The following is a 12555-nucleotide window of genomic DNA, read 5'->3' as shown; positions in this document are numbered from 1 at the left end:
CACCCCTGCCAGGGAACGGATCGGTAACGGTTGGCGACCGCAGGGAGCCGGCCGGTCAGGCCGTCGGCGGGGTCGCGGACGCGCCGCGCAGCTGGTGGCGCTGGCGCCACACGCCCCGGAAGAACTCGTAGCCCGACCACAGCGTCAGCGCGACGGCCACGACCAGCGCGGCCTGCGAGACCCACCAGAAGACCTCGCCCGGCACCACCAGCGATTCGGGCAGGTCGGGGTCGAGCAGCGGCAGGGTCAGCCCGCCGAGGGCGAGCGCCTGCACGGTGGTCTTGAGCTTGCCGAGGTCGGCCGCGGCGATGACGACGCGCTTGAGCACGGAGAGCCGCAGCAGCGTCACCGACCACTCGCGCAGGAGCACGAGCGCCGTGACCCACCACCAGACCTCGCCGACCAGCGAGAGACCGATGAAGGCCATGCCGGTGATCGCCTTGTCGGCGATCGGGTCGGCGATCTTGCCGAAGTCGGTGACCAGGCCGCGCGAGCGCGCGAGGTCGCCGTCGACCTTGTCGGTGATCATCGCGACCGCGAACAGGCCGAAGGCCACCAGCCGCCAGGTCGCGGAGTCGCCGCCGTCGACCAGCAGGGCCGCGCCGAAGAAGGGCACGAGCACGATGCGCAGGACGGTCAGCGCGTTGGGCAGGTTCCAGTTGCTCGGCGCGGCCGCGCCGTCCGTGCCGCTCACGCGGGCGCTCCGGCCAGCGGGACCGCGACCAGGTCGACGCCCTCGCTCGCCACGACCGTGGCGGGCACGAGGTCGCCGACGGCGGGGCGGGCGTGGTCGTCGCCGAGGGCGAGCGCCGTCGTGCCGTCGACCTCGGGGCCCTGGTGGGCGGCGCGGCCGACCACCTCTCCGTCTTCCAGGGACTCGACGAGCACCTCGACCACCTCGCCGAGCCGCTCCTCGGCGCGCTGCGCGGTGAGCTCCTCGACCAGCGACGTCACGTGCTCGGCGCGCGCACGCACCTCGTCGTCGTCGAGGTGGCCGTCGAGCGTCGCGGCCTCGGTGCCGTCCTCGTCGGAGTAGCCGAAGACGCCGGTGACGTCCATCCGGGCGGCCTCGAGGAAGTCGCAGAGGGTCTCGAGGTCCTCCTCGGTCTCGCCGGGGAAGCCGACGATGACGTTGGACCGCACCCCCGCGAGCGGCGCGAGCGCGCGGACGCGCTCGAGCAGGCCCAGAAAGCTCTCCGGGTCGCCGAAGCGGCGCATCCGGCGCAGCACCGTGGCGCTCGCGTGCTGGAAGGACAGGTCGAAGTAGGGCACGACACCCGGCGTCGAGGCGATCGCCTGCACCAGGCCGTCACGGGTCTCGGCGGGCTGGAGGTAGGACACCCGCACCCGCGCGACGCCCTCGACCGCCGCCAGCTCCGGCAGCAGCGTCTCGAGCAGCCGCAGGTCGCCGAGGTCCTTGCCGTAGGAGGTGGAGTTCTCGCTCACGAGGAAGAGCTCGCGCACGCCCTGCGCGCCGAGCCAGCGCGCTTCCTCGAGCACGTCGGAGGGGCGGCGGCTCACGAACGACCCGCGGAAGCTGGGGATGGCGCAGAACGAGCAGCGGCGGTCGCACCCACTGGCGAGCTTGAGCGGCGCGGTGGGCCCGCCGTCGAGGCGGCGTCGCACCGCACGGGGGCCGCTGGCCGGCGCCACGCCGGCCGGGAGGTCGGGCGCGGCCACCGCGGTGGCCCCGTGGCCCGGCACGCTCACGGCGGCCGCGTCGCGCTCGACCGGCGAGATGGGGAGCAGCCGCCGGCGGTCTTGCGGGGTGTGCGGGTGGTGGGTCTCGCCGGCCAGGATCGAGCGCAGCCGGTCGGCGATGTCGGGGTAGTCGTCGAAGCCCAGTACCGCGTCGGCCTCGGGCAGCGACTCGGCGAGGTCCTTGCCGTAGCGCTCGGCCAGGCAACCGACCGCGACGACGGCCTGTGCGCGGCCCGTCTCCTTCAGGTCGGCCGCCTCGAGCAGCGTGTCGACGGAGTCCTTCTTGGCCTGCTCGACGAAGCCGCAGGTGTTGACGACGACGGTGTCGGCCTCGTCGGCGTCGCCGACGAGCCGGAAGCCGCCCGCCTCGAGCCGGCCCGCGAGCTCCTCGGAGTCGACCTCGTTGCGCGCGCACCCGAGGGTCACGACGGCGACCGAGAGCAGCTCGCCCGGCGTCGAGAGGGCGGCGGCCGCGGCGGGGGGCTCGGTCGTGGTCGTCGTGTCGGTCGTCATGGCTGCCCCGAGTATGACGGCGCCGACCGGCCGGGGTCGAACCGGCGAGCGGTCCGCCGGGGGTGAGCCGGGTCTCCCCCGGCCGCCGCTCGGGGGCGCCGTCAGCCGTCGCCGCGAGCCACGACGTACGTCTGGGTGGCGGGGCTGCCCGTCTCGCCGAGGCGGCCCTTGTCGTCTCCGTCGACGCGCGCGGTGACCGCGCCGGCGTCGTCGGCGCGCACCTGCACCGGCGGCACCACCTCGAGCGCGCGGGACTCGCCGTGGGCGATGTCGCCGGAGAAGACGGTCTCGCCGTCACCGCCGCGCACCTCGACGGTCGCGCCGCCCTGCACGGCCGAGACGACGACGTCGACGGGGTCGGCCTGGGCGGGTCCGCCGCCGAGCCCGCCCGAGCCGTTGCGCAGCGTCGGGGCGGGCTGGCGCACCTCCGGCGGGCTGTCGAGCAGCAGCTGCACGACCGACCACGCGAGCACGACGGTCATGAAGGCCGCCACGAGCACCGACCAGTCGGGCCCGCCGCGGGTGCCGCGGATCGAGCCGAGCGGCGTGGTCGCGAGCTCGGCCTCGAAGACCCGGCGGGCGTCCACGGGTGCGTGGGCGTAGCGCTCGTCGTAGGCCGCGAGGAGCGGGGCCACGTCGACGCCGAGGACCCGCGCGAGCGTGCGGAGGTGGCCGCGGGCGTAGAAGTCGCCGCCGCAGGGGGCGAAGTCGTCGACCTCGATGGACTCGATGACGTGGGGCCGGATGCGGGTGCGCGCCGCGAGCTGGTCGACGCTGAGGCCGAGCCGCGTGCGGGCCGCGGCGAGCTCCGGCCCGACGACGGGGTCGGCCGCCGGCTCGACCGCGAAGTCGTCGATGACCAACGGGGCGACCGGCTCGCCGGCCGTGGCGATCGGGCGCACCCGGTCGCCCCACACGGGCGCCTCCTCCACCAGGTCGACGCTGCCCGGTCGCCGCAGCTCGCGGCCCTCCGGCAGCAGGTCCGCGGCGCTGGGCGCCGCAGGAGCGGGGTCGCGGTGCACCTCGGTGCGCTGCGCGGCGCTGGTCTCGCGGGCGGGCGCCGGGGTCGCCGTCGCGACGGGAGCGGCGACCTCGACCTCGGCGTCGCCGGCCTCGTCGCGTGGGTCGTCGGCCTCGACGGTTGCGTCCTCGGCACCGCGTCGCGCGCGGGTCGGCACGGCCTCGGCGAGCGCGGCGATGCCGCGCGCGAGCCACGGGCGGGGGTCGTGGGTCTCGAGACGGCCCTGGCGGGCCTCCTCGACCACCGGGTCGTCAGCCTGGCGGGCCTCCTCGACCACCGGGTCGTCAGCCCGGCCGGCCTCGCGGGCCTCCTCGGCCGCGGGGGCGTCGGGCGCCGGGTCGCCGGCCTGCTCGGCGACCACCGCGGTGGCGCCGTCGGCGAGGGCGTCGAGGGCGAGGCCGAGGTCGTCGGCACCGACGACCCGGGTGGCGAGGCCGAGCGGCACCGCCACCGGCGCGCCGTGCAGGCGCGAGGCCAGCGCGGCCCGGCGCCGGCCCGCGGCGTCGAGGGCGTCGAGGAAGCCGTCGGGGTCGTGCGGGTGCACGACGAGCCTGCCGTCGCGCAGCGGCCCGCGCGACGGGGTGTGCTCGACCGCGCGGACCGCGCTCCACGGCAGGCCGCGCCAGGTGCGGCCGAGCCGGATGCGCACCCCGAGGGTGTCGGCGACGAGCAGTGGCGTGCGGGCGTCGAGGAACGCGCGCAGGTGCGCCGCGGCGACCGCGGCCGTGCCCAGGGCGAGCAGCCACGCGACCGCGCCCCCGCCCGCGGTGGCCCGGCCGAGCCAGGCGATGGCGACGGCGGCCGCCAGCACGCCCACGAGACCCGCGAGGCCGCCGTTGCGGCGTACCTCGAGCGGCTCGAGCGCGGGCGCCGGCTGCGGCGCGTCGTCCACGGGACGCGCCCCGTCGACGCCGCGCAACCCGAGCGGGCGCTCGTGGCTGCGGTCGGTCTCGTGGCCCTCGTGGGACCGGGCTGCTGCGCTCACATCTCCCCCTGGATCGTCGCGATGACGCCGTCGACCTCGTCCGGCTTGACCAGCACGTCGCGTGCCTTCGAGCCCTCGCTGGGGCCCACGACCCCGCGCGACTCGAGGATGTCCATCAACCGGCCGGCCTTGGCGAAGCCGACGCGCAGCTTGCGCTGCAGCATCGAGGTCGAGCCGAACTGCGTGGAGACGACGAGCTCCACGGCCTGCACCACCAGGTCGAGGTCGTCGCCGATGTCGTCGTCGAGCTCGCGCTTGGCCTGGGCCGGGGCGGTGACGTCGTCGCGGTAGGTCGGCTGCAGCTGCTCCTTGCAGTGCTTGACGACCTGCGCGATCTCGGCCTCGGTGACCCACGACCCCTGTACGCGCACCGGCTTGGAGGCGCCCATCGGCAGGAACAGGCCGTCGCCCTGCCCGACCAGCTTCTCCGCGCCCGGCTGGTCGAGGATGACCCGGCTGTCGGCCAGCGACGAGGTGGCGAAGGCCAGCCGCGAGGGCACGTTGGCCTTGATCAGGCCGGTGACCACGTCGACCGAGGGCCGCTGCGTGGCGAGGATCAGGTGGATGCCCGCGGCGCGGGCGAGCTGGGTGATGCGCACGACCGCGTCCTCGACGTCGCGCGGCGCGACCATCATCAGGTCGGCGAGCTCGTCGACGACGACGCAGAGGTAGGGGTACGGCGCGAGCACGCGCTCGCTGTCGGGCGGCAGCTGCACCTTGCCCGCCCGCACCGCCTTGTTGAAGTCGTCGACGTGGCGGAAGCCGAAGTTGGCGAGGTCGTCGTAGCGCAGGTCCATCTCGCGCACGACCCAGGCGAGCGCCTCGGCAGCCTTCTTCGGGTTGGTGATGATCGGCGTGATCAGGTGCGGGATGCCCTCGTAGGCGTTGAGCTCGACCCGCTTCGGGTCGACCATGATCATCCGCACCTCGTCGGGCGTCGAGCGCATCAGGATCGAGGTGATCATCGAGTTGATGAAGGACGACTTGCCCGAGCCGGTGGCGCCGGCGACGAGCAGGTGCGGCATCTTCGCGAGGTTCGCGACGACGAAGCCGCCCTCGACGTCCTTGCCGAGACCCACCACCATCGGGTGGTGGTCGCCGCGGGCCGCGCCGGAGCGCAGCACGTCGCCGAGCGAGACGACCTCCTTGTCGACGTTCGGGATCTCGATGCCGATCGCGGACTTGCCCGGGATCGGGCTGAGGATGCGCACGTCGGCCGAGGCCACGGCGTACGCGATGTTCTTGCTCAGCGCGGTGACCTTCTCGACCTTCACCGCGGGGCCGAGCTCAACCTCGTAGCGGGTGACCGTCGGGCCACGGGTGTAGCCGGTGACCTGGGCGTCGATGCCGAACTCGTCGAGCACCTGCGTGAGCCGCTCGACCACCGCGTCGGAGGCCTTGGAGCGGGTCTTGTGCACCGACCCGGGCTTGAGCACCTCGTTGGCCGGCAGGGTGTAGGCGATGTCGCCGGAGAGCGCGAGCTGCTCGACGCGCGCGGGCAGCGGGGTGTGCGGCGGCGGCTCGAGGCCGCCCGAGGTGTCGTCGTCGCTCGGCTCGGCGGTGTCGTCCCCGGAGGCCGCGTGGGCCGCGGCGCTCGCGGCGACGGCGCGCCGGCCCGCCTCCGCGGCGGCCGCTGCCGGGCTGCCGAGCGCGGAGGAGCCGTGCCCGAGGGCCACGTCGAGGGGGTCGAGGGCGTCGTGGGCGTCGGGCGCGCCCGCCTCGTCGCCGTCGACGGGCGGGTCGACGAGCGCGTCGTGCTCGGCGGTCTGCTCCCCCGGCTCCTCGTCGAGGCGCCGGCGCTGGCGACGACGGGTCGCGCGGTCGGTGAGCACGGGGCTGTCGTAGGCGGGGTCGCCCATGTCGGGGTCGATCTCGTCGTCGCCCGCGCGACGCTCGTCGGCGTCGGGGGCGTGCTCGGCGCGGCCGAGCAGCCGGTCACGCAGGTCGGCGAGGCGGTGCGGCACCTGGTAGAGCGGCGTCGAGGTGACGACCAGCAGCCCGAAGAAGGCGAGGAGGGCGAGCAGCGGCACCACGACGTAGGCCGACTGCAGCAGGTCGAGCAGCAGGCTCGCGACCACGAAGCCGACGGCCCCGCCTGCGGTCTGCAGCGCGCTGGTGTCGCCGGCGACCGGCTGCGGGTCGCCGTTGGCGACGTGGACGATGCCGAGGACACCGCAGGCCAGGGCGGTCCATCCGATGACCTTGCGGCCGGCCGGGGCGTCGCCGACGGGGTCGCGCATGGTGCGCCAGCCGCCGCCGAGCAGCAGCAGCGGCACGAGCCAGCCGGCCTTGCCGACGGCGCCGGTGACGACGGTGCGGGTGACCTCCATGACGCTGCCGGGCACCTGCCACCAGACGGCGGCCGCGACGACGACCGCGAGACCGCAGAGCACCAGTGCGAGGCCGTCGCGGCGGTGCGCCGGGTCGAGGTCGCGGGCGGAGTGGCCGACCCCGCGCACGACGGCACCGACCCCGTGGGCCACCGCGAGCCACGCGGCGACCACGGCCCGGCCGAGGCCGAGCAGGACGACGGTGACCGGGTTCGTGCCGGTGCGCACGGCGCGCGGGGCAGGGCGGCCCTTGCTCGTCCCCCGTTTCGCCGCGGCCTTCCCCTTCGCCGGCGCCCCGCCCTTGGCAGGGCTGCGCTTGGCGGAGCCGCGGCTCGACCCGCTCGCACGGGTCGTGGTCGAGCGGGTGGTCGTACTCCGGGATCGGGTGCTGGAGGTGCCGGCGGTGCTGCCACCACGCGGCGTGCTCGAGCTCCGCGACCCCGGCGGGGAAGACGTACGGGTCGCCATGCTGCGACCCTAGACCGAAGTCACACCAGCCTCATGGACCACACGAGCGTGTCGTGGCCCCAACCGTCCCGGCTTCGCGAGCCGTCCGGTGAGGCCGGCGCGACGCCGTACGTCGTGCGGCCGTGACCGGAACGTGACCTGGAAATGTCCGTCGCAGGGGTTCCGCCCTGGTTGCAGGGTCCATATGGTGCCCGGGACCGCTGCCGCTCGGGTGCGGCGGTGGCACCCCATTCTCGGAAGGGTTGCACTCTCGTGAGATTCCTCAGCCAAGCCGCCTGCCTGGCGCTGGTGGGGGCCGGCCTCGCGGCCACCCCCGTCCTGCAGGCCGGCGCCGCCCCGCAGCCGCAGGCCGCCTCGCCCGACCGCCTGGTCGCCGAGCTGCGTCAGCAGGCCCAGGGCCGCGTCCTCCTCAGCCGCGAGCCGTCCACCGGCGCCGTCGGCTTCCTCCGCACCCCCGGCGGCGACCTGCTGCCGGGCAAGGCCGCCCGCGGCGAGCGCGGCGCGACCGCCAAGGCGGAGGCGTTCCTCGACGAGTACGCCCCGGCCTTCGGCGCCGCTCCCGACGAGCTCGTGCGCACCGAGGTGCGCGACGGCGGCCTCGGCACCACCGTGACCTTCCGCCAGCAGCACCGCGGCGTCCCCGTCTTCGGCTCGCTGCTGCGCGCCCACGTCGACGAGCAGGGCGACCTGACGGCCGTCAACGGCTTCGCCGCTCCCGACCTGTCGCTCGACACCACGCCGACCTTCTCGGCCTCCGAGGCGGGCCAGCGGGCGGTCGCCGAGGTCCGCACCGACCCGCCGGCGCACGACCACGGCTCGGAGACCGACGCGGAGCACGCCGCGCACGCCGACGAGGTCGACGACCTCGGCGACCTCCGCGCGGTCGACCCCGAGCTCGTCGTCTACCGCCTCGGGCTGGTCAACGGCGAGGAGGGCGGCGAGTCGATCCTGGCCTGGACCGTCGAGGTGACCAACGGCGGCTCGGTCCGCGACGTGGTCGTCGTCGACGCCACCACCGGCAAGCCCGTCAACCGCTGGTCGCTCGTGCACGGCGCGCTCGACCGCGAGCTCTACGAGGGCTCGCCCGCCGACACCGACCTGGTCTGGAGCGAGGGCGACGCCCTGCCGGGCGACCTCACCCAGGCGCAGCAGGACCTCGTGGCGGCGACCGGGGAGTCGTACTGGTTCTTCGCCAGCGTCTTCGGCCGCGACTCCTACGACGGCGCCGGCGCGACGATGAAGACGGTCAACAACGACCCGCGCATCAACTGCCCGAACGCCAACTGGAACGGCGCGACCACCAACTACTGCAACGGCGTCACCTCCGACGACGTGGTGGCGCACGAGTGGGGCCACGCCTACACCGAGTACACCCACGGCCTGATCTACCAGTGGCAGCCGGGTGCGCTCAACGAGGCCTACTCCGACATCTGGGGCGAGACGGTCGACCTGATCAACGGCCGCCAGGACGAGGGCGAGGGCGACCTGACCGCCGTCCGCCCGGTGGGCCTGTGCTCGAGCCACTCCCCCGCGCTGCCGCTGCTGACCATCAACGCGCCGTCGTCGATCGCGAAGGACTGCCTCACCGGCGGCGCCTCCTTCGGCGAGCAGCTCGACGGCACCGGGATCACCGGTGACGTGGTCGCCCCGACCGACGCGGTCGAGGAGGGCGGCACCGCCCTCGACGGCTGCTCCCCCTACGACCAGGACGTGACCGGCAAGGTCGTCCTCGTCGACCGCGGCCTGTGCCCCTTCACGCAGAAGGCCGAGGTCGCGACCGCCGAGGGCGCCGCGGCGCTGATCATCGGAAACCGCGACGACGCGCCGATCGGCATGTCGGGTGACGACCCCAGCCTCGTGTCGACCGTCTCCATCGGCCTGACGGACCGCGAGTCGATCCGCACCGCGCTCGCGCAGGGCGAGACGGTCAACGTGACGATGAAGGACGCCGGCGGCGACCGCGTCGACTCCTACCGCTGGCTCGTCGGCGAGAAGTCCGACGCCTTCGGCGGCGCCATCCGCGACATGTGGTCGCCCACCTGCTACGGCGACCCGGGCAAGGTCTCGGACGCGGAGTACAAGTGCTCCACCGACGACAACGGCGGCGTGCACAGCAACTCCGGCGTGCCGAACCACGGCTACGCGCTCCTCGTCGACGGCGGCACCTACAACGGCACGACCGTCCGCGGCATCGGCCTGGAGAAGGCGGCCCACGTCTACTACCGCGCGATGACCGAGTACCAGACGCCGGCGTCGGACTTCACCGACCACGCCGACGCCCTCGCCGCCTCGTGCGCCGACCTCACCGGCCAGGCCCTGAACAAGCTGACCGTCACCGAGGGCGACCCGGGCAAGGGCGGCACCCTGACGGCCGACGACTGCGCACAGGTCGAGGCCATGGCTGCGGCCGTCGAGCTCCGCGAGGAGCCCGTGCAGTGCGGCTTCGAGCCGCTGCTGCAGCCCGGCACCGGCGCCCCCTGCGGCCCCGGCACGAAGACCCAGGACTTCTGGTCCGAGGACTTCGAGGACGGCCTCGCAGGCTGGACCGTCGCGAACGAGCTGGTCTTCGGCTACGAGGGCGACCTGGCTCCCGTGCAGTGGCAGGCCGACGGGTCGCTGCCCGGCGGCCGTGAGGGCACGGCGGCCTTCGGCCCCGACCCGAGCGACCTGGGCCAGTGCACCGGCGACACGGCCGACCTGTCCGGCGTCACGACGCTGACCGGTCCGGAGGTCCGCATCCGCTCGGACCGCGGCGCGCAGTCGCCGCGGCTCTCCTTCGACCACTACGTGGCGACGGAGACCGGCTACGACGGCGGCAACGTGAAGATCAGCGTCAACGGCGGCGACTTCGCCGTCGTCCCGGCGGAGGCGTACACCTTCAACCCGCCCGCCACGCTCACGAGCGCCGCGGCCGGCAACACCAACCCGCTGGCAGGTGAGCCGGGCTTCACCGGCACCGACGGCGGCGAGCTGACCGGCACCTGGGGCACCTCGGTGGTCGACCTGACCGCGGCCGGCGTCGCCCCCGGCGACACCGTGCAGGTCCGCTTCGACATGGGCCGTGACGGCTGCGGCGGCCTCGACGGCTGGTACGTCGACGACGTCACCATGACCGTCTGCAAGGTCGTCGGCAAGGGCGCCGGCGGTCCGGGCAAGGGTCGCCCGGGCCGTCAGGGCTGAGCCACCCGCACCACCCAGCTCGACCCAGCACCACCGCACCACGTGAGGCCCCGTCGGGATGCCGTCCCGGCGGGGCCTCGCCGCGTCACCACCCGGCCGCGACCACCCGTCGTACGCCGGTCGGGCCGGGCGTCAGGTCACCCACACTGCACGTGGGGCCCAAGTCCTGCACTTGTGGCCCAGGTCCTGCACTTGTGGCCCAGGTCCTGCACCTGTGCCCCGAGTTCTCGGCCCACAAGTGCAGGAGTCCCCGGTCAGCCGGTGACTCCGACAGCCCGCCGCGACCACTCGACGTACGGCGATGGGCCCGGGCGGCAGGTCACCCACGCCGCACTTGTGGCCCAGGTCCTGCACTTGTGCCCCGAGTTCTCGGCCCACAAGTGCAGGAGTCCCCGGTCAGCCGGTGACTCCGACAGCCCGCCGCGACCACTCGACGTACGGCGATGGGCCCGGGCGGCAGGTCACCCACACCGCACTTGTGGCCCAGGTCCTGCACTTGTGCCCCGAGTTCTCGGCCCACAAGTGCAGGAGTCACCGGTCAGCCGGTGACTCCGACGCCACCGGCACCCGACCCGTCAGCCCGTCCCGACACATGTCGGCCGGGACTCCGGCTGACGAGTGACGGCACCCCCGGCCGGTCAGGGACCCCGTCTGGCGAGGACCCCTCAGGCCTCGACGACCACCGGGATGATCATGGGGCGCCGGCGGTGGGCCTTGGAGACCCAGCGACCGACGACGCGGCGCACGCCCTGCTGCAGCTGGTGGGTGTCGGTGACGCCCTCGGCCACCAGGCGGTCGAGGGCGGCGACGATCTCGGGGCGCACCTCGTCGAAGGTGGCGTCGTCCTCTGCGAAGCCACGGGCGTGGATCTCCGGACCGCTGACGACCGAGCCGGTGTTGGAGTCGACCACCACGATGACGGAGATGAAGCCCTCCTCGCCGAGGATGCGGCGGTCCTTGAGCGAGGACTCGGTGATGTCGCCGACCGACGCGCCGTCGACGAAGACGTAGCCGCACTCGACCTTGCCGGCGATGCGGGCCACGCCGTCGACGAGGTCGACGACGACGCCGTCCTCGGCCATCACCACGCGCTCGCGCGGCACGCCCGTGGCGACCGCGAGCTCGGCGTTGGCGATCATGTGGCGGACCTCGCCGTGGATCGGCAAGACGTTGCGCGGGCGCACGATGTTGTAGCAGTAGAGCAGCTCACCGGCACTGGCGTGGCCGGAGACGTGCACGTTGGCGTTGGCCTTGTGCACCACGCGCGCGCCCCACCGCGACAACCCGTTGATCACCCGGTAGACGGCGTTCTCGTTGCCGGGGATCAGCGAGCTGGCGAGGATGACGGTGTCGCCCTCCTCGATGTGGACGAAGTGGTGGTTGCGCTGGGCGATGCGCGACAGCGCCGAGAGCGGCTCGCCCTGCGACCCCGTCGAGATGAGCACCTGCTCCTCGGGCGGCAGCTCGGCGAGCTCCTTGGCGTCGACCAGCACGCCGGGAGGCACCGTGAGGTAGCCCAGGTCTCGCGCGACCGCCATGTTGCGCACCATGGAGCGGCCGACGTAGGCACACTTCCGGCCGTGGGCCGCCGCGGCGTCCAGCACTTGCTGCACGCGGTGCACGTGGGAGGCGAAGCAGGCCACGATGATGCGCTGCTCGCTGGCGTGGAAGACCGAGTCGAGGACCGGCGCAATGGTCTTCTCCGCCGTGGTGAAGCCCGGCATCTCCGCGTTGGTGGAGTCGGTCATGAAGAGGTCGACGCCCTCCTCCCCCAGCCGGGCGAAGGCGCGCAGGTCGGTGATGCGGCCGTCGAGCGGCAGCTGGTCCATCTTGAAGTCGCCCGTGTGCAGCACCAGGCCGGCGCGGGTGCGGATCGCGACTGCCAGCGCGTCGGGGATGGAGTGGTTGACCGCCACGAACTCGAGGTCGAAGGGACCGAAGGAGACCCGGTCACCGGCCGCCACGACGTGGTGCACCGTCTCGCGCAGCCGGTGCTCGCGCAGCTTGCCGCCCAGCAGCGCCAGCGTGAGCTCGGAGCCGACCAGCGGGATGTCGCCGCGCTCGCGCAGCAGGAACGGCGTGGCCCCGATGTGGTCCTCGTGGCCGTGGGTCAGCACGAGCGCCTCGACCGCGTCGAGGCGGTCGCGGATGGCGCTGAAGTCAGGGAGGATCAGGTCGACCCCGGGGTGGTCCTCCTCGGGGAAGAGCACTCCGCAGTCGACGAGCAGCAGCCGTCCGTCGTGCTCGAAGGCCGTCATGTTGCGGCCGACCTCGCCCAGGCCGCCCAGCGGGATGATCCGCAGGCCCCCCTCGGCGAGTGCGTCCGGCGCGGACAGCTCGGGGTGCGGATGGCTCAT

7 protein-coding genes are annotated in these 12555 nt (G+C 74.2%); 2 read left to right on the top strand and 5 right to left on the bottom strand.

The window, feature by feature from the left end; genetic code table 11:
• Positions 1–55: 55 nt before the first annotated feature.
• The 4 genes from pgsA to BJ989_RS09925 all read right to left on the bottom strand — a co-directional run bounded on the left by pgsA (position 56) and on the right by BJ989_RS09925 (position 6745).
• Complete coding sequence (gene pgsA, locus BJ989_RS09940; RefSeq protein ID WP_179518069.1) at positions 56–694, bottom strand: CDP-diacylglycerol--glycerol-3-phosphate 3-phosphatidyltransferase; 639 nt, start codon at positions 692–694, stop codon at positions 56–58.
• Entirely contained in the window at positions 691–2214 is a 1524-nt protein-coding gene (rimO, locus tag BJ989_RS09935; protein WP_179518068.1) for a 30S ribosomal protein S12 methylthiotransferase RimO, read from the bottom strand. Before rimO ends, pgsA begins: the two co-directional genes overlap by 4 nt.
• A gap of 101 nt (positions 2215–2315) precedes the next feature.
• Positions 2316–4220: a RodZ domain-containing protein gene (locus BJ989_RS18760; protein WP_179518067.1), complete on the bottom strand. Its 1905-nt coding sequence runs from the start codon at positions 4218–4220 to the stop codon at positions 2316–2318.
• Complete coding sequence (locus BJ989_RS09925; RefSeq protein ID WP_246283969.1) at positions 4217–6745, bottom strand: DNA translocase FtsK; 2529 nt, start codon at positions 6743–6745, stop codon at positions 4217–4219. The genes BJ989_RS18760 and BJ989_RS09925 overlap by 4 nt, the downstream gene beginning before the upstream one ends.
• A gap of 55 nt (positions 6746–6800) precedes the next feature.
• Between BJ989_RS09925 and BJ989_RS17695 the strand changes: the two genes are divergently transcribed.
• Both BJ989_RS17695 and BJ989_RS18255 read left to right on the top strand, forming a co-directional pair.
• Positions 6801–7031 (top strand): hypothetical protein, encoded by a 231-nt coding sequence (locus tag BJ989_RS17695; RefSeq protein ID WP_246283426.1) that lies wholly within the window; start codon positions 6801–6803, stop codon positions 7029–7031.
• Between the two features lie 239 nt (positions 7032–7270).
• Positions 7271–10198: a M4 family metallopeptidase gene (locus BJ989_RS18255; protein ID WP_179518065.1), complete on the top strand. Its 2928-nt coding sequence runs from the start codon at positions 7271–7273 to the stop codon at positions 10196–10198.
• 665 nt (positions 10199–10863) lie between these two features.
• Here BJ989_RS18255 and BJ989_RS09915 read toward each other — a convergent pair.
• Positions 10864–12555, bottom strand: coding sequence for a ribonuclease J (locus BJ989_RS09915; protein ID WP_179518064.1), 1692 nt, complete (start codon positions 12553–12555; stop codon positions 10864–10866).

The sequence above is a fragment of the Nocardioides perillae genome (genome assembly GCF_013409425.1).
Classification (GTDB): Bacteria; Actinomycetota; Actinomycetes; order Propionibacteriales; family Nocardioidaceae; genus Nocardioides; species Nocardioides perillae.
The sequence above is the reverse complement of the archived record's forward strand: the minus strand, read 5'-3'. Positions and strand labels throughout refer to the sequence as shown.

Bases quoted from the DNA above. Each gene is read 5' to 3' on its own strand.
- rimO (WP_179518068.1), bottom strand. From the start codon at position 2,214: ATGACGACCGACACGACGACCACGACCGAGCCCCCCGCCGCGGCCGCC.
- BJ989_RS09915 (WP_179518064.1), bottom strand. From the start codon at position 12,555: ATGAGCCATCCGCACCCCGAGCTGTCCGCGCCGGACGCACTCGCCGAG.